Source organism: Phytomonospora endophytica (assembly GCF_014202425.1).
Lineage (GTDB): Bacteria > Actinomycetota > Actinomycetes > Mycobacteriales > Micromonosporaceae > Phytomonospora > Phytomonospora endophytica.
The window spans coordinates 515,680-532,561 of the sequence record NZ_JACHGT010000002.1 but is presented as its reverse complement, the minus strand read 5'-3'; the positions used below and the strand labels follow the sequence as shown (position 1 = coordinate 532,561).

The following is a 16,882-nucleotide window of genomic DNA, read 5'->3' as shown; positions in this document are numbered from 1 at the left end:
GAGCCTTAATTGATCTTGCCACCTGCCCTTCCGCTTTCCAGCTTCGCGTGATGGAATCGCTCAGGTCCGTAAAGCCTGACGGCGTCTGTCGCGCTGTCCTCGAACTCCGTCGGCTGCGAACCGACGCGCACGAAAAAGCCTGGAGGACGACCAGAGGTGAGCAAGCGAAGCGAGGCGACCGGTGGACGACGCCGGTTCGGCATCCCGCCGCTGCGAGACATCCGCATCCGGCCGAAGCTCGGCATCATCCTGGTGGTTCCGGTGCTCGCCCTGGTCGGTCTCGCCGTGGTGCGGCTCCTCGACACCGGTGAGCGGGCCGTGCAGGCCGATGAGATCCGCACGCTCGCCCGCTTCACCGCGACGGTCTCGCAGCTGACCCAGGATCTCCAGGTCGAGCGCACCGCCGCCTTCGACCACCTCGACCCGGGCGAGCGCGGCGACGCCGACGGCGACGACGACCTCGGCGCCTACGAGCAGGCCGTCATCGCGACGAACAACTCGTACACGGCCTACAAGGCCGAGCGCGACGGGCTCACCGACCTGCCCGAACTGCTCGAACAGACCATCCGCGACGCCGACAACCTGCTGATCAACCTCGACACGCAGCGCGCCGACGTCCGCGAGCGGCTCATCGCCGACACCAGTGCCGTCACCCGCTACGGCGGTTACGTCACCAACCTCCTCAACGTGCACGACGCGATCGCGCAGGTCACCCAGGACCCGGACCTGGCCCTCGACATCCGCATCGCGTCCCTCCTGTCACGTATGAAGGAGGCGAACGAGCGCGAGAAGCTGACCGTGCTCAGCACCGAAGGCGACCACGTCTTCTCCACCGAGGAGTACCGCGAGTTCATCACCCAGCGCACCAGCCGTGATCTCTCCGAGGCCAACATGAAGGCCGTGATCACCGTCGAGCAGCGCAACGAGGTGGACCGGATCCTCAACGAGGCCGACGCGCGCGCCGCGACCCAGGCCGAGGCGCAGCTGGACAACATCCTGCCCGGCCAGGAGTTCGCCGACCTCGACTACGCGGTGTGGACCAAGGCGATGGACGAGCGCCGCGAGGCGACCCGCCTGGTCGAGACGCGCCTGGAGACCGAACTGGTCGCCAAGGCCGAGGACCTGCGCGACGAGGTCGTCACCCGCGTGCTCGTCGAGTCGGCGATCGTGCTGCTCACCCTGACCCTCGCCGTGGCGCTGGCCCTGATCATCGCCCGCTCGATGGCCTCCAGCCTCCGCCAGCTGCGTGAAGGCGCGCTGCAGATGGCGCACGTCGACCTCCCCGAGGCCGTGGCGCGGCTGCGCGAGTCCGAGGCGCTCGGCCAGTCGACGCCCGACGAGTTCGCCGAACGCCTCGCCGAACCCCTGCGCCTGCGTAACGCCGACGAGATCGGCCAGGTCGCCCAGGCCTTCAACATCGTCCACAAGGAAGCCGTCCGCGTCGCCGCCGAACAGGCCGCGCTGCGCTCCTCGGTGTCGACGATGTTCGTCAACCTGGCCCGCCGTTCGCAGATCCTCGTCGACCGGCTCATCGGCCACCTCGACCGCCTCGAACGCGGTGAAGAGGACCCCGACCGCCTCGCCGAGCTGTTCCAGCTCGACCACCTCGCGACCCGAATGCGCCGCAACGACGAGAACCTCCTCGTCCTCGCCGGTGCCGACTCCGCGCGCATCCAGCGCGAACCGGCCACCGTCGCCGACCTGCTGCGCGCCTCCCAGTCCGAGGTCGAGCAGTACACCCGCGTCGAGTTCGGCACGATCCTCGCCGAACGCGAGATCACCGCCGCCGTCGTCAACGACCTCGTGCACCTCATCGCCGAGCTCTTCGACAACGCCACCGCCTTCTCCTCACCCGACACCGCCGTGGTCGCCGAGGCCCGCCAGGTCGGCAACGAGATCGTCGTCCTCATCACCGACCGCGGCATCGGCATCAGCCCCGAGCAGATCGAGGAACTCAACCAGCAGCTGGCCGCGCCGCCGCTGGTCGACCTCGCCGCCTCGCGCATGATGGGCCTCGTCGTCGTCGGCCGCCTGGCGATCCGCCACGGTGTCCGCGTCACCCTCCACCCCGGCGAACTGGGCGGCACCGTCGCCGAGGTCGTCCTGCCCGACGGGGTCCTCACCGACCCGCACGGCGCCGCGCACCGCCTCAACGGATCCCGTCCGCAGGCCGAGATCCCGGCCGCGCCGAGCTCCTTCAACGGCTTCGAGGCGCCCGCGCAGACCGGGTCCTTCAACGAGCCCGCACCGCGGCACGCCTACGAACCGGAGGACTCCGGTTCCTTCGGGATGGCCCCGCCGCAGCAGAGCCTCTTCGAACCCGTGCACATCCCCGACCACGACCCCGAGCCGCCGGCGCCCCCCGCCCCGGTCGAGCGCGAGGACGAGGACGTCCCGACCATGACGTTCCGGCCCGCCGCCGAGGACGCCGACGGGATGCCCCGCCGCAAGGTCATGGAACTCACCGGCGAGATCGTGTCGGAGGCCGAAGGCGCCCTCGACCCCGACGCGCCGGTGCACACCCCCGTCGAAGGCCCCACCGAGGCCTTCCCCATGATCACCCTTGAGGCGACGACCTCGCCCGGCAGCCGCTCCCGCCGCAATCTCGCCACCGGCAACGGCAACGCGCAGAGCGACACCGCCGCCGACGGCGAATCGAAATGGGCAGCCCTCAACGACATCCCCTCATGGCCGCCGCCGCGGTCGACGGAGAAGCCGACGCCGCCCCCCTCGGGCGCCGCCGACGAGACCATGGAGATCCCGATCTTCCGCGAGGTCTCCTCGGCGTGGTTCACCGTCACCCCGCCCGCCGGCCAGCAGGCCGTCCAGGCGCAGGCCGAGGTACCCGCCCCACGAAACCCGAGTTCACCCGCAGGGGGCGGCGGCACTCCCGCTCGCGGCTCCAGCCGGGTACGGTCTAACGAACCGAACCGGGCCGACGAGTCCTTCTTCGGGGCCGCACCATCGGTTCCCGAAGTACCAGACCTCCCCGACCTGCCGACCCGCGCACCGGCCGGCGACCCGGTCCGGAACCGCGACCGCGCAGAATCGACCTCCACCCGGCAGGAGGAGAGCATGTCCGACGTTCCGCCGTCACGCGAGACCCCCAGGACCGATTTCTGGGGGGAGACGTCGGCCGACGACGGCTGGCGAGCCGCTCGTGCCGCGACCTCACCGACGGCGGAAGTCCGGTCAGACAACGGACTGCCCAAGCGCACGCCCATGGCGCAGCTTGTCCCGGGCAGCATCGAAGTCCCCGACGAACAGCCCATGCGTGCCCAGCAGCGCGATCCCGAAGGCGTACGCGGACTCCTGTCCGCCTACCACCGGGGCGTGCAGCGCGGACGCGTCGGCCGTTCCGGTGACGACGACGCCGCCTGGGGCCGGACGGGCAGGCTCACCAATGGCTCAGGCAAGGAGCACGACGCATGACTCTTCCCCACACGGCTCACGGCCACCAGCGTGGCCCCTCCCAGTCCGGTCCGCAGTCGGGACGTGGCGGCATGCAGGACCTGGGGTGGCTGCTGGCCGGGTTCGCCGACCGGGTCCCGGGCGTCGCCCACGCCGTCGCGGTGTCGGCCGACGGACTCCTGCTCGCCTCATCGCGCGACCTGCCCCGTGACCGCGCCGACCAGCTCGCCGCCGTCGCGTCGGGACTGGTCAGCCTCACGCAAGGCGCGTCCCGCTGCTTCGAAGGCGGCGCCGTGCTCCAGACCGTCGTGGAGATGGACAACGGGTTCCTCTTCCTGATGTCCATTTCGGACGGTTCCTCCTTCGCCGTACTGGCCGCGCGCAACTGCGACGTCGGCCAGGTCGGATACGAGATGGCCCTGCTCGTCGACCGCGTCGGTCAGGCCCTCACCCCGGCCGCCCGTGAGGCGGCGAGGTGAACAACGCGCCGGACGTGAGCTCTCGTTCCCTTGCCCTGGAGGAGAACGGGATCTACCTGCCCGCGTGCGGTACGGTGCAACGTGGACAAAGGCTAGGAGCCCGACGACGTGACCTACAGCCAGGACAGAGCTTTAACACCCCGTGAAGACTCGAGGATGTGAGGACGATGGTCGTTGATCGGGACCACGAGCCGACCGGTGCGCTGGTACGGCCATATGCCGTCACCAGAGGCCGCACCCGCCCGCGCCTCGAGATCGCGATGGAGGCGCTGGTCGAGACCACCGCTCGTGGCAGGCTGAACGGCCTGTCCTCCGGGCGCGAACAGGCGACGATCGCGGGTATGTGCGGAACGAGACTCCAGTCCCTCGCCGAGATCGCCGCGCACATGCGCATGCCTCTCGGTGTGGCGAGGGTTCTCGTCGCGGACATGGCGGCCGACGGGTTGCTGGCCGTGCACGAACCCTCGGGGATTGGTGATGGGGGCGGTGACCTGGTGGGCACCGAACTGCTGGAAAGGGTACTAAGTGGACTCCGGAGGCTCTGACGTGTCCATCCGTCAACCGAACAACCGCGTGACTTCGGCGAAGATCGTCATCGCAGGTGGATTCGGCGTTGGCAAGACGACCTTGGTCGGCTCGGTCTCGGAGATCACTCCGCTGACCACCGAGGCCATCATGACCTCCGCCAGTGAAGGCGTCGACGACAACGACATGGTCCAGGACAAGACCACCACCACGGTGGCGATGGACTTCGGCCGTATCACGATCGACTCCGACCTCATCCTCTACCTGTTCGGCACCCCGGGCCAGACACGCTTCTGGTTCATGTGGGACGAACTCGTACGAGGCGCCATCGGTGCCGTCGTGATAGTCGACACCCGACGCCTCGCCGACTGCTTCGCGGCGATCGACTTCTTCGAACACCGCCGCCTGCCCTACCTGATCGCGCTGAACTGCTTCGACGGCAGGCAGCACCACGACGTCAACGACGTGCGAGAGGCCCTCGCGGTCTCGCCGAACACGCCGATCGTCACGACCGACGCGCGCAGCCGCGAGTCGACGAAGCAGGTGCTGATCACACTTGTGGAGTACGTGCTCACGATGCGCCGCGCCGGCGCGGGCGCGGGGGTCGGGGCCTAAAGCCCCTGCCGGAGCCGCTCCTCGGGGAGCGGCCTCGGCGCTCCGCCGCGACATCGGCGGCGGGTTCTGCCTGGCTTGGTACGAAGAACCGCCCCACCTGAACTGGTGGGGCGGTTCTTCGTCGGTGGGGCGGCTACCCGAGTTGGGCCTGGAACACGTCCCGGTTGAAGTAGGCGCGGGCTTCCCGGATGAGGCCGTCTTCGCCGAGTTCGTAGACGTTGATGCCCGACCAGTTCACCGGAGCGCCCGCGCGGCTGACGGCCGCGCCGGTCCAGGAGACCGCGACGGAGTCGCCGACGGTGTGTGCCTCGCGCGGGGTGAGGCCGAGGAAGGGATCGAAGTTCGGCAGCACCGAGGCGATGAACTCGGCGATGGCGGCGCGGCCCGTGATCGGCGGTTCGCCGATCGGGTCGTGGAAGACGCCGTCGAGGGCGAACGCGCCGGCCCAGGAGGCGGCGTCGCCCGACTGCGAGGCGGTGAAGAACCGCGTCACGGCGGCGGGCATGGCGGGCATGGTCATCGTTGATCTCCTTGCGGTGATGGATTTTCGACAGTGGTGCGGGAGAAGTCAGCCGGGTCAGGCGGTCGTCGCGGGGAGGTGCCGGTGGTCGTGGCGGCGCGCGAAGGGCAGCACCGCCAGGCCCGCGACGGCCAGCAGCGCTTGGAGGGTGCAGACACCGGGCCAGCCGAAGGCCGCGTAGCAGGCTCCGGCCAGGGCCGCGCAGATCGCGCCGCTGAGGAAGACCGCGCCCATGTAGACGGTGTTGGCGCGGCTGCGCGCCTCGGGCAGGTAGGCGAAGATCCGCGCCTGGTTGGCGATCTGGCTCCATTGGACGGCGACGCTGACCGCGATGATCGCCGTGACCATGAGGAGCGGCGTGCTGCGGCCGAGGGCGTAGGCACCGGCCGAGGCGAGCGTCAGCAGCAGCGCTGCGGTGATGATCGGAAGGGCCCCGCGGCGGTCGATGAACCGTCCGGCCCACGGTGCGGCGACCGCGCCGGCCAGGCCCAGCAGTCCGAACAGGCCCGCCGTGGCGGTACTGAAGTGATACGGCTCGCGGGTGAGGACCAGCACCAGCGAGGTCCACGTGGCGTTGTAGGCGCCGAACAGGGTCGCGTGCAGCAGGCTCGCGTGCCGCAGGGCGGGTTCGGCGCGCAGCAGCCGCGGCAGTGAGGCGAGCAGGCGGCCGTAGCCGATCGTTCTCGTGCGGGCCGGTTCGCGCGGGACCAGGGCCACGGTCAGCAGTCCCGACGCCGCGGTGAGCACGGCGGCCAGCACGTACACCGCACGCCATCCGAGGACTTCGCCCACCGCGCCGCCGATCACACGAGAACCGATGATGCCGGTCATCAGCCCGATCTGGACCGCGGCGACGACCGACGCCCGCCGCCCCTCGGGGGCGAGTTCGGCGGCCAGCGGCACCAGCACCTGCGGGACGACGGTGAATCCGCCGACGAGTGCCGCAGCCGCTGCCAGCGGTGCCAGGCCGGGCGCGGCCGCGGCGAGCAGCAGGGCGATGACCGTCGCGGACAGCATGGCGGCCAGCAGCGGCCGGCGTCGGCGGACGTCGCCCAGGGGGACCAGGAACGAGATTCCGGCCGCGTAGCCGAACTGCGCGCACGTGACCACCAGCCCGGCGGACGAGGGCGAGATGCCCAGGTCGCGGGTGAACAGGGTCAGCAGCGGTTGCGCCAGGTACACGTTGGCCACCGTCACGCCGCTGCAGACCGCCATCACCGCGAACAGTCGCGGGTGTGCGCGGGTTGCGGTGGGCGGCCGGGTGGGGCGCCGCTCCTGTACAGAGGTCATCACCAACTCCAATGCGATCGAACTAGTTGGTTCGGATGCTAGCGAGCGTTGACGATGGTGTCAAACGAACTGGTTCGTTACCATCGCTCACATGGCATACGACTCAGCGGCGACGAAGGAACGGATCCTCACCGCGGCGGCGGCGGAGTTCGCCGAGCACGGTGTCGCCGGGGCGCGCGTGGACCGCATCGCGGCCGCGGCGGCGGCTAACAAGCGGGCCATCTACGACTACTTCGGCGACAAACAGGCGCTCTTCGCCGCCGTGCTGGAGCGGTTGATGACCGATCTGGCCGAAGCGGTGCCGCCGGGCGACGACGCCGACCTGGGCGTCTACGCGGGATCCCTGTTCGACTACCACCGGGCCAACCCCGAAGCCCTGCGCCTGCTGCTGTGGGAGGCGCTCGAAATGGGCGAGGACCCGGTGCCGGACGAGGAGACCCGCACCCGGCACTACCTGGACAAGGTCGGCGCCGCCGAAACCGCGGCGGGAGCCCACAACGGCGACCCGCGCGCCCTGCTGTTCTTCACCCTGGGACTCGTCGGCTGGAGCCTGGCCATGCCGCAGCTGCGCCGGATGATCCTAGGGTCCGACTACACGCCGGAACGGCTCCGCGAAGCGGTCTCCTCGGCTGTTCGCGCCCTCGCGGGGTCCCCGACGGCGGGTAGTCCGCACGGAGGCGGCGAGAGCACGTCTCAGCCCGGTGCCGAATCGCGGGTCCGGTGAGACCCCTACCGCCCGCCCCCGAGGGCCTCGTCCAGCAACGGCCCGACCTGCGTCGTGAACTGCCCGATCTCGTAGCCGAGCAGTTCGCGGTTGCACTCCGTCACCGCGAGCAGCGTTAGCGAGATCGCGGGTCCGACGGGTGCCGTGAGCAGGATTCCCTCCGCCATCTCGACCATGACCTGGTGCGTTCGCCCGGTCGTCATGACCTGTCCGGCACCGTCCCCGATGGACAGCAGTCCGGCACCGATCGACGACAGCTGGGACGCGCGTTCCAGTGGCAGTCCGTGGGACATGGCCAGGGGGACGCCTTCTGCGGACACGAGCACGGCGTGCGTCAGTCCGGGTGTCCTTGCCACCAGCGAGGCCAGCAGCATGCTCAGACTTCGCTCGTACACACCTAGGTTCGTCACAGTAAGCGCACCGTCGATCCGTTGGCGCCGACGGGGGCCGCGTCGACGGCGTCGCGTCGGGCGCGGTTCCAGCCGCGGAAGTAGCCGGCGGTGTTGGCGGCGATGAGTTGCGGGTCACGTTCGATGGCGATGGGGCCGGGGTCTTCGGGCAGCGCCGATCCCGGCACGAGGTTGGCCTGCGGCACGCGGCGGGGGAGTCCCTTGGCGGTCGCTTCACCGGTCGACGGCGTGACCGTCTTCTGAGCGCTGCGCCACGCCTCGTCGGTCGGCATCGACCAGTCGAGCGTGTTGGGCTCCTCGTCCTCGTTCACGCCGGTGAACCAGGCGGACTTGGCCTGCGCGAAGATCGTGAGGCCTTCGTCGTTGTCGCCGTCGATCTCGGCTACGGGCGGTGAGGGCCGGGTCGGCGGCTGGGGCGGTGCCGCGATGTTGTTCGGCGGCGGGAGCTGGATGCCGCTGGGCACCGTTTCCGGTTCGGCGTGCGTGGGCATCACGGGCTGGGCCGTCGTCGTCGGCTCGTTGAACACCGGCGGCTCGGGCATCTGCGGGAAGCCGCCGCTGTCGCTCTTGCTTCTGGCGCCTCTGCGGGTCGGCAGTGACGTGATCTTCGAGCTGCGCGAGCCCTCCTCGGCGGGGGGCTGCGGCGGGGCCGGGCGGACCGGCGGGGCTTCGGGGGCGGCGGGCGCCGACGCGCGCTGCGCCGGGATCGTCCGGCGCTTCGGGCGCTCCTCCGGGATCGGGGGGAGCTCGACGGCGGGCGGCGCCTCGCCACGCGTCCTCGTCCCGGTGGTCCTCGCCGCGCCGCCCGCCTTCAAGCGCTCGGCGAGCGCTTCGGCGAGGTTGCGCAGCCCGTCGTCGTAGACGCGGACGGCCTGCACGGCCGTGCGGACCGTCGTGCGGGTCGCCTCGTCGCCGGAGCGGCGGCTCGGCGCGTATTCGGCGGCGGCGGTGCGCAGGGCGACGATGACACCGGTGGTGTCGGGAAGTCCCGCGGTGGCGAGTTCCTGCGCGACCTCGTCTTCGCGGCAGTAGGCCGCGGCGGCGGGTTCGGGGAGCGCGTCGAGGACGGCGAGGGGCCGCTGGGCGCCCGGGTCGTCGAAGGCGCGCAGCGCGGCCGGGTACAGCTCCCGCAGGACCCCTCGGAGGGCCGCAACGGCGGTCGCGCGGCCCGCGGCGAGCGCTTCGGCGGAGCACAGGAGCGGACGCAGCCGCGCGAGGTTGCGCACGGCGCCGCCGGCGATGGCCGTGACGGCACCGGTCTGGAGGGCCCGTGCCGCGGCGAGGGCGCGCTGTGCGCCCGGCTGCCGTGCGGCGGGGTCGTCGCGGGTGAACCGGCCGATCAGGTCGTCGTCGGTGACCGTGACGGGGTGGCCGGCCGCGGTGCACAGCTGCGGCGTCTGGCCGGACCCGTCGTCGGTCGCGATCGGCGTGGTCCGGTCACCGCCGTGGGCGGCGAGGAGCTGGCACAGCGCGGTGAACGCACGTGGCCCGGCCTCGTCCAGCGCGGCGACGGCGATGGCCCGCCCGGCGTCGTCCACGATCGCGGCGAAAGACGCATGCCCGGCCGTGGCGAGTCCACAGTAGATGCGCACGCTGTCTGCTCCCTCCAGTCGTACGGTCCGTCCCGATGCTCCCCCGAAGAGTGCTACTTCCGCCAGTCCACCGCGGCAGTTATCTTGCCGATGATGGACCTCCACGCCAGAGATGCCTGCTGTGCCCCGATTTTACGCAAGCGGCGCTTGGCGAGGAATCCCCCGAACCCCCCGGCCTCGACGGCGCGCAGGGCGTCGTCGAGATCGTCGATGGGCGAGCCGGGCGCGAGCGCGGTCAGCACCGACTTGAGGTGCAGCGCGTAGGCGAGGTCGCGGGCCAGTTCACCGGCGGAGATGAGGAGTTCGTGGTCCCAGGCGTCGCGGCCGCCGCGGAGGTTCTCCACGACGAGGTCGAGCTCGTAGGTGTCCTCTTCGGTGGGGACGACCCACTCGTCCTTGATGCCGCTGACGACGTCGTCCCACTTGTCGAGGTCGGCGAGGTCGTGGTCGCGGTTCTCGCGCACGTAGGCGGCGAGCAGCGCGGGCGTGTCGAAGAGGAGGAGTTTGCCGTCGGCGGTGAGGAAGCGGGGGGCTTCGTCGATGTCGGCGTCGGCGATCTCGGCGACGGGCGCGGCCACCTCGGTGTCCTCGTCCTCGGCGAAGTCGGCCTCGTCGGGCTCTTCGGCGTCCTCGGACTCGGCTTCGACCTTCTTCTTGGCCTTGCCCTTGGGGGCGTCGTCCTCGTCCTCGTCGTCTTCGACGGCCTCATCGGTCTCGTCGTCGTCGGATTCGGCGGCCGAGTCGTCGGCGTCGGCCGTCTCGTCGTCGAGGTCCTCGTCGGCGACCTCCTCGTCCTCGTCATCCTCGACGGCTTCGGCCTCGACGGTGACGTAGGCGCGCAGGGTGTAGCCGACGCCCTTGCTCAGCGCGATCTCGACCGGCTCGACCCCGACCAGGTCCCAGAACTCGTCGGCCTCGCGGTCGCGTTCGGGGGTGTCGTCGACGTCGAGTGCGTCCGGCTGCGCGCCATCGTCTTCTGAACTGTGGCGGCCCACGGCGTCCTCCAGGTATTGAGATCTCGCGGTTCGTTCTGTGTCGTGAACGTCATAGAGACTATGCGGTCGCACTTGACCGTGCGGGGTCGCCCCATCGTGCTCTCGCCGTGTGACGGGGTGGCCTGTATCGTCGCCGCGTGGCTGTAACGATCGCTGAGAGCACCGACGTCGACCCCCGTGCCGTGATCGGCGACGGAACGAAGGTCTGGCACCTCACCCAGATCCGCGAGAACGCCGTGATCGGGCGCGACTGCGTGATCGGCCGATCGGCCTACATCGGCTCCGGCGTACGCATCGGCGACCGCTGCAAGATCCAGAACCTGGCGCAGGTCTTCGAGCCCGCGCACCTCGAAGACGGCGTGTTCATCGGGCCCGGCGTCATCCTCACCAACGACCAGTACCCGCGCGCCGTCACCCCCGACGGGGAGCTCAAAGGCGGCGACGACTGGGAGTCGACCGGTGTGACCGTCCGCGAAGGCGCCGCGCTCGGCGCGCGGACCGTCGTCGTGGCCGGTGTGACGATCGGCCGGTTCGCGATCGTCGGCGCGGGCGCCGTGGTGACCCGCGACGTACCCGACTTCGCGCTCGTCATCGGCAATCCCGCGCGTTTCCACCGCTGGGTGGGCCGCGCCGGGCGTCCACTCGTCCTCGACGGCGAGGCCGACGGCGGCAGGTGGCGCTGCCCGGTCACCGGTGAGACCTACGTCGAGACCGGCGGCACGCTCGCCCTGGGCTGAGCTCACCGGTACTCGCCGAGGAGCTCGACGACCTCGGCGTGCGCCCCGGCGGCCTCGATGGCCGCCCGCGCGGCCTGTTCGCCGTCACGCGCGATCGTCCGGCGGGCCTCTTCGACGTCCCGGCCGAACGCCTCCATGAAGTAGTCGACCGATCCGGCGGCCTCCCGGGCCGTCCCGCGGACCGCGAACCACTTGATCGCCAGTCCGGCGGCGACGACGCCGGCGAGAATCGCCAGCCCCGGCACCACGAACGCAGGCGGCACGGCGAGGACCGCCGCGGCGGCCGCCGCCAGCGCCCAGGGGGTCGCGTTCGGGCTCACGTGGCGCTCGCGCGCCTCGGCGCGGACCACGTCCAGGTCCGGTGTCACACCTGACCCGGTGACCGTTACCGTCGACCCGCCCCGCCTGACTTCGCGCGTCGCGCCGGTGAAGGGCTCGCTCGCGTCGGCGAGCAGCCCGTCGGCGAGCGCCAGCAGCCGGGGCGCGGCCAGGGCCACCGCGCGTGCCCGTACGGCCGGGTCGTCGTCGGCGGCGACGGCCTCGGCGAGGACCGCGTCGACGGTGCCGACGTGGTCGTCGAAGTGTTCGGCGGTGCCGGGCTCGGCCGCGCGCCGTTCGATCTGGGCGCGCAGTTCCAGTGAGCGCCGCAGGAGGGGCGCCTCCAGCGGTGCTCCTTCGTCGACGACGTCTTCGACGAGCGCGAAGAGCCCGCCGGGGCGGGGTTCGGGAGCGGCGGCGAGGGCCGTGGCGCACAGGTCGCGGAGTTTCCCGAGTTTCCCGGCGGCGCCGACGGCCTTCGCGGAACCGACCTGGACGGGTGCGCGCAGGCGCCGTTCGGTGAACTCGGACCAGAGTTTCCCGGCTTCGGCGTCGTCGCAGGACGCGAGGTGTTCGCGAAGGAGGGCGTGCATGAACGCGGAACCGTTCGTGCCGAGGGCCCCGTGCGCCGACGCGCGCCACAGTGCCGTCTGTGCCCGGGTGAGTTCGCCGTGGAAGCCCCGCACGGTGTCGGGGAGGTGCGCGGCGGCGTCGTCGGGCCTGCCGGTCGCCGACAGTGCGGCGGTCAGGAACAGCGCGGTCCGGCGGTGGTCGAGGGCGCGCGCGGCGTCGAGGCTCGCGGCCGGGTCGCCGCCGGTGAGGACGGCGGCGAGCGCCTCGGCGGCGGGGCCGAGCCAGTAGCCGCTCGTCGCGGGCAGCGCGGGGTCGGGTGTGCCGCTGCTGTCGGAGGCGGCGACGAGGAAGCGGCGCACGGCGGCGCGCAGGGCGGCGTCGGGCTGGTGGACGATCAGCTCGAAGCGGATGTCGGAGAGTTCGACGAAGGCGTCGAGGGCGTTGCCGATGGTGTCGATGCGGGCGCCGAGGTCGCCGGAGAGCCTGCTGAGCTGGTCTTTGAGGGCACGCTGGGTACGGCGGTTGGCGTGGTGCTGCGCCTGGAGTTCATCGTGCAGGTGGCCGATGTTGCGGGACTGCTGCCGTTCGTGTCCCCACTCGGTCCATCGGTGCCCGTCGTCGTAGCCCATGGCCGTGCCTCCCCGTGATGCCGTGGGAGGACACGGTATTGGGGTGGTGCCACCGGGTGTCACCAGTCGGACAGGGGCGCGCCTTCGGTGAACCCGGCGGCGCTCTGCACGCCGACGTAGGCCAGTTCGGCGAACTCGGCGAGGTTCGACGCGCCCGCGTAGGTGCACGCGCTGCGCACGCCGGCCACGATCGAGTCGAGGAGGTCCTCGACGCCCGGCCGCTGCGGGTCGAGGTACATCCGGGAGGTCGAGATGCCTTCTTCGAAGAGGGCCTTGCGGGCGCGGTCGTAGGCGGTGTCCTCGGCGGTGCGCAGGCGCACGGCACGCGCGGAGGCCATGCCGAAGTTCTCCTTGTAGGAGCGGCCGTCGGCGTCGCGGTGGATGTCGCCGGGCGACTCGTAGGTTCCGGCGAACCAGGACCCGACCATCACGTTCGACGCGCCCGCGGCGAGCGCGAGGGCGACGTCGCGGGGATGGCGGACGCCCCCGTCGGCCCACACGTGGCGGCCGAGGCGGCGGGCGGCGGCCGCGCATTCGAGGACGGCGGAGAACTGGGGCCGCCCGACGCCGGTCATCATGCGCGTCGTGCACATCGCGCCCGGCCCGACACCGACTTTGATGATGTCGGCTCCGGCGTCGGCGAGGTCGGCGACACCGTCACCGGTGACGACGTTCCCGGCGGCGACGGGCACGTCCGGGGCGGCCCTGCGGACCAGCCGCAGCGCCTCCAGCATCCGCTCCTGGTGGCCGTGGGCGGTGTCGACGACGAGGACGTCCACCCCGGCCTCGACCAGGCGGCGCGCCTTGGCACCGGCGTCGCCGTTGATGCCAACGGCCGCGGCGACGCGCAGGCGCCCCGAGGAGTCGACGTTGGGCGCGTAAAGCGTGGCGCGCAGCGCGGCCTGCCGCGTGAGGATCCCGGTGAGGCGCCCGTCGGCGTCGACGACCGGCGCGAGTTTGCGGCGCCGCGCGGTCAGCTCGGCGAAGGCCTCCTCGGGCGCCATCGTCGCCGCCACGGTCACCAGGTCGCGCGAGGCGATCTGGCGCAGCTGCGTGAAACGGTCCACGCCGGCGCAGTCGGCCTCGGTCACCACGCCCACGGGTTTCCCGTCGGCGACGACGACCACGGCGCCGTGCGCGCGCTTCGACAGCAGGGCGAGGGCGTCGGAGACGGTGTCGGTGAGGTGCAGGGTCAGGGCCGTGTCGTGCACCAGCGGCCGCGCCTTCACCCACGACACGACGTCGGAGACGATCTCGGCGGGGATGTCCTGCGGGATCACCGCGAGCCCGCCGCGCCTGGCGAGGGTCTCGGCCATGCGGCGGCCCGACACCGCGGTCATGTTCGCCGCGATGATCGGGACGGTCGTGCCGGTCCCGTCGTCGGTCGACAGGTCCACGTCGAGCCGCGAACCCACCGACGAGCGGTTCGGGACCATGAACACGTCGGCGTAGGTCAGGTCGTAGCCAGGTTCACCGTGCAACCAGCGCATCGCGAATACCCCCGTGTGCCTTCCTCGTCGTTACTTGATCTCGCAGATCGCGGCGCCCGAGGACACCACGTCGCCGACCTCGGCCGACAGGCCCGTGACGGTCCCGGCCTTGTGCGCGGTCAGCGGCTGCTCCATCTTCATCGCCTCCAGGACCACGACGGTGTCGCCCGCGGCGACCTCCTGCCCGTCCTCGACGGCGATCTTGACGATGGTGCCCTGCATGGGGCTGGTCAGCGAGTCGCCCGACGCGGCCGCCGCGGTGTTCTTGCGGCCGCCGCCCTTGCGGGGCCCGGCCTTCGCGGCGGGCGCCGCCGAAGCCCCGAACCCGGCGGGGAGACGCACCTCGACGCGTTTGCCGCCGACCTCGACGACCACGGTCTCGCGCTCTTGCAAAAGGATCTCGGCGGCACTCTGCTCACTAGTGAACGGCGGGACCTCGTTGACCCATTCGGTCTCGATCCAGCGCGTGTGCACGCGGAACGGTTCGTCGGTGAAGGCCTCGTCGCGCAGGACCGCGCGGTGGAAGGGCAGCGCGGTGGCCATGCCCTCCACGACCATCTCGTCGAGCGCCCGCCGGGCCCGCTCGATCGCCTCGGTCCGGGTGGCGCCGGTGATGATCACCTTCGCCAGCAGCGAGTCGAAGTTCCCGCCGATGACGGTGCCCGACTCGATGCCGGCGTCGACGCGCACACCCGGCCCGGTCGGCAGGGTCAGTGTCGTGACGGTGCCCGGCGCGGGCAGGAAACCCCGGCCCGGGTCCTCGCCGTTGACGCGGAACTCGATGGAGTGCCCGCGCGGGGCCGGATCCTCCCCGAAGGTCACGGTCTCGCCGCGGGCGATGCGGAACTGCTCGCGGACCAGGTCGACGCCCGCGGTCTCCTCGGTCACCGGATGCTCGACCTGGAGACGCGTGTTGACCTCCAGGAAGGAGATCGTCCCGTCGTTGCCGACGAGGAACTCGACCGTCCCGGCGCCGTGGTACCTCGCCTCGGCGCAGATCGCCTTCGCGGCGGCGTGGATCGTGGCGCGCTGCTCCTCGCTCAGGAACGGCGCGGGGGCCTCCTCGACCAGCTTCTGGTGGCGGCGCTGGAGGGAGCAGTCGCGGGTGCCGACGACGATGACGTTGCCGTGCGTGTCGGCGAGGATCTGCGCCTCGACGTGGCGCGGGCGGTCGAGGTAGCGCTCGACGAAGCACTCGCCGCGCCCGAAGGCGACCTCGGCCTCACGCACGGCCGAGGCGTAGAGCTCGGGGATCTCCTCGCGGGTGCGGGCGACCTTGAGGCCGCGCCCGCCGCCGCCGAAGGCGGCCTTGATGGCGACCGGCAGGCCGAACTCGTCGGCGAAGGCGACGACCTCCTCGTGCCCGCTCACCGGCTCCGAGGTGCCCGGTACGAGCGGTGCGCCCGCGCGCTGCGCGATGTGGCGGGCGGTGACCTTGTCGCCGAGGTCCCGGATGGCCTGCGGGGTCGGGCCGATCCAGGTCAGCCCGGCGTCGATGACGGCTTGGGCGAACTCGGCGTTCTCCGACAGGAAGCCGTACCCGGGGTGAACGGCGTCGGCGTCCGCGCGGGCCGCGACGTCGAGGAGTTTGTCGATGCGCAGGTAGGTGTCACCGGGGGTGTCGCCGTCGAGCGCGTAGGCCTCGTCGGCGAGACGTGCGTGCGGGGCGTCGCGGTCGGAGTCGGCGTAGACGGCGACCGAGTCCAGGCCCTCGTCCCGGCAGGCTCTGGCGACCCGGACGGCGATCTCTCCCCGGTTGGCGATCAACACCTTGCGCACGACGTGGCTCCTCCGCGGTGACTGTGGGGGGCCAAAGGCCCGCAAGGAGTCTAGTTCGCCCCCGGGGCCGTGGCACCTTGCTCTCCGGCGATGGTTCGGCGTGTGCGCCGGGTCACGCGGAGGCGAACTTGCCATGTACCCCTAGGGGGTATATGTTGCCCGGTATGGGACACGGATCCGAAGCACACCGGCAGCACCACGGGCACCACGGGCACCACGCGCCCCACGACCACCACGGCCCCGGCGGAACCCACGCCGGCCACGAGGAGCACGCCGGGCACGGTGCCCACGACGCTCACGCGGGCCACGGCGGCGGCAGGGTCTCCTGGAAGACGGCCGCCCAGGCCACCCTCCACTGCCTCACCGGCTGCGCCATCGGCGAGGTCCTCGGCATGATCATCGGCACCGCCCTCGGCTGGGGCAACGCCGCCACGATCGTCCTCGCCGTCGCGCTCGCCTTCCTCTTCGGCTACGCGCTGACCATGTGGGGCATCCGAAAGTCCGGCCTCACCCTCAAGCGGATGATCGGCGTCGCGCTCGCCGCCGACACCGTCTCCATCGTCTTCATGGAGATCATCGACAACTCCGCCATGATGCTCATCCCCGGCGCCATGGACGCCGGACTCGGCTCCTGGCTGTTCTGGATCTCCCTCGCCGGAGCGCTCGCGCTGGCCTTCGTCGTGACCACGCCCATCAACAAGTGGATCATCGGCCGCGGCAAAGGTCACGCGGTCGTCCACCAGTACCACCACTGACCCGCGACGCGACCGAGCCGCGCGCCCCCGCCACACGCCG

The 16,882-nt window shown here is 71.5% G+C and carries 15 protein-coding genes; 7 read left to right on the top strand and 8 right to left on the bottom strand.

Going from position 1 to position 16,882, the window contains the following annotated elements; all coding sequences use genetic code 11:
- The first annotated feature begins 156 nt into the window (after positions 1 to 156).
- The 4 genes from HNR73_RS05765 (at position 157) to HNR73_RS05750 (ending at position 5,030) form a co-directional block, all read left to right on the top strand.
- Positions 157 to 3,432, top strand: a complete 3,276-nt coding sequence (locus HNR73_RS05765) for a sensor histidine kinase (protein ID WP_184786203.1) — start codon at positions 157 to 159, stop codon at positions 3,430 to 3,432.
- A 71-nt stretch (positions 3,433 to 3,503) separates the two neighbouring features.
- Positions 3,504 to 3,890: a roadblock/LC7 domain-containing protein gene (locus HNR73_RS05760; RefSeq protein WP_184786343.1), complete on the top strand. Its 387-nt coding sequence runs from the start codon at positions 3,504 to 3,506 to the stop codon at positions 3,888 to 3,890.
- Positions 3,891 to 4,057: 167 nt separating this feature from the next.
- Positions 4,058 to 4,435, top strand: a complete 378-nt coding sequence (locus tag HNR73_RS05755) for a DUF742 domain-containing protein (RefSeq protein WP_184786202.1) — start codon at positions 4,058 to 4,060, stop codon at positions 4,433 to 4,435.
- Positions 4,416 to 5,030, top strand: a complete 615-nt coding sequence (locus tag HNR73_RS05750; RefSeq protein ID WP_184786201.1) for a GTP-binding protein — start codon at positions 4,416 to 4,418, stop codon at positions 5,028 to 5,030. The genes HNR73_RS05755 and HNR73_RS05750 overlap by 20 nt, the downstream gene beginning before the upstream one ends.
- A gap of 133 nt (positions 5,031 to 5,163) precedes the next feature.
- Here the strand turns inward: HNR73_RS05750 and HNR73_RS05745 are convergent, their stop codons facing one another.
- Together HNR73_RS05745 and HNR73_RS05740 are read right to left on the bottom strand one after the other, a co-directional pair.
- Complete coding sequence (locus tag HNR73_RS05745) at positions 5,164 to 5,550, bottom strand: nuclear transport factor 2 family protein (RefSeq protein WP_184786200.1); 387 nt, start codon at positions 5,548 to 5,550, stop codon at positions 5,164 to 5,166.
- Between the two features lie 57 nt (positions 5,551 to 5,607).
- On the bottom strand, positions 5,608 to 6,840 hold the full coding sequence (locus tag HNR73_RS05740; protein WP_184786199.1) for an MFS transporter: 1,233 nt from the start codon (positions 6,838 to 6,840) through the stop codon (positions 5,608 to 5,610).
- Between the two features lie 91 nt (positions 6,841 to 6,931).
- Between HNR73_RS05740 and HNR73_RS05735 the strand changes: the two genes are divergently transcribed.
- Positions 6,932 to 7,564: a TetR/AcrR family transcriptional regulator gene (locus HNR73_RS05735; protein WP_184786198.1), complete on the top strand. Its 633-nt coding sequence runs from the start codon at positions 6,932 to 6,934 to the stop codon at positions 7,562 to 7,564.
- 5 nt (positions 7,565 to 7,569) lie between these two features.
- Here the strand turns inward: HNR73_RS05735 and HNR73_RS05730 are convergent, their stop codons facing one another.
- From HNR73_RS05730 to HNR73_RS05720, 3 genes are read right to left on the bottom strand one after another with little or no spacing between them, the layout of a single operon-like run.
- Entirely contained in the window at positions 7,570 to 7,959 is a 390-nt protein-coding gene (locus tag HNR73_RS05730; RefSeq protein WP_239122036.1) for a roadblock/LC7 domain-containing protein, read from the bottom strand.
- A gap of 11 nt (positions 7,960 to 7,970) precedes the next feature.
- Positions 7,971 to 9,566: a hypothetical protein gene (locus HNR73_RS05725; protein ID WP_184786196.1), complete on the bottom strand. Its 1,596-nt coding sequence runs from the start codon at positions 9,564 to 9,566 to the stop codon at positions 7,971 to 7,973.
- Between the two features lie 53 nt (positions 9,567 to 9,619).
- A complete protein-coding gene (locus HNR73_RS05720; RefSeq protein WP_184786195.1) occupies positions 9,620 to 10,561 on the bottom strand; it encodes a SatS C-terminal domain-containing protein in 942 nt (313 codons plus the stop codon).
- A 137-nt stretch (positions 10,562 to 10,698) separates the two neighbouring features.
- Here HNR73_RS05720 and HNR73_RS05715 point away from each other — a divergent pair, with 137 nt between their 5' ends.
- Positions 10,699 to 11,298 carry an acyltransferase gene (locus HNR73_RS05715; RefSeq protein WP_184786194.1) on the top strand — a complete coding sequence of 200 codons (600 nt, stop codon included), beginning with the start codon at positions 10,699 to 10,701 and terminating at the stop codon, positions 11,296 to 11,298.
- A 2-nt stretch (positions 11,299 to 11,300) separates the two neighbouring features.
- On the opposite strand, the gene HNR73_RS05710 is transcribed toward HNR73_RS05715, so the two are convergent.
- The 3 genes from HNR73_RS05710 to HNR73_RS05700 are packed head-to-tail and all read right to left on the bottom strand — an operon-like array spanning position 11,301 to position 16,087.
- Entirely contained in the window at positions 11,301 to 12,818 is a 1,518-nt protein-coding gene (locus HNR73_RS05710; protein ID WP_184786193.1) for a hypothetical protein, read from the bottom strand.
- Between the two features lie 59 nt (positions 12,819 to 12,877).
- Positions 12,878 to 14,308 (bottom strand): GuaB1 family IMP dehydrogenase-related protein, encoded by a 1,431-nt coding sequence (locus tag HNR73_RS05705; protein WP_184786192.1) that lies wholly within the window; start codon positions 14,306 to 14,308, stop codon positions 12,878 to 12,880.
- 30 nt (positions 14,309 to 14,338) lie between these two features.
- The gene (locus tag HNR73_RS05700) at positions 14,339 to 16,087 is read right to left on the bottom strand and encodes an acetyl/propionyl/methylcrotonyl-CoA carboxylase subunit alpha (protein WP_184786191.1); all 1,749 of its coding nucleotides are present in this window, start codon (positions 16,085 to 16,087) and stop codon (positions 14,339 to 14,341) included.
- A gap of 164 nt (positions 16,088 to 16,251) precedes the next feature.
- On the opposite strand from HNR73_RS05700, the gene HNR73_RS05695 reads away from it, so the two are divergent.
- Positions 16,252 to 16,842, top strand: a complete 591-nt coding sequence (locus HNR73_RS05695) for a DUF4396 domain-containing protein (protein WP_184786190.1) — start codon at positions 16,252 to 16,254, stop codon at positions 16,840 to 16,842.
- Positions 16,843 to 16,882 lie beyond the last annotated feature (40 nt).

Bases quoted from the DNA above. Each gene is read 5' to 3' on its own strand.
- HNR73_RS05760 (WP_184786343.1), top strand. From the start codon at position 3,504: ATGCAGGACCTGGGGTGGCTGCTGGCCGGGTTCGCCGACCGGGTCCCG.
- HNR73_RS05755 (WP_184786202.1), top strand. From the start codon at position 4,058: ATGGTCGTTGATCGGGACCACGAGCCGACCGGTGCGCTGGTACGGCCA.
- HNR73_RS05745 (WP_184786200.1), bottom strand. From the start codon at position 5,550: ATGACCATGCCCGCCATGCCCGCCGCCGTGACGCGGTTCTTCACCGCC.
- HNR73_RS05740 (WP_184786199.1), bottom strand. From the start codon at position 6,840: ATGACCTCTGTACAGGAGCGGCGCCCCACCCGGCCGCCCACCGCAACC.
- HNR73_RS05735 (WP_184786198.1), top strand. From the start codon at position 6,932: ATGGCATACGACTCAGCGGCGACGAAGGAACGGATCCTCACCGCGGCG.
- HNR73_RS05710 (WP_184786193.1), bottom strand. From the start codon at position 12,818: ATGGGCTACGACGACGGGCACCGATGGACCGAGTGGGGACACGAACGG.
- HNR73_RS05705 (WP_184786192.1), bottom strand. From the start codon at position 14,308: ATGCGCTGGTTGCACGGTGAACCTGGCTACGACCTGACCTACGCCGAC.
- HNR73_RS05695 (WP_184786190.1), top strand. From the start codon at position 16,252: ATGGGACACGGATCCGAAGCACACCGGCAGCACCACGGGCACCACGGG.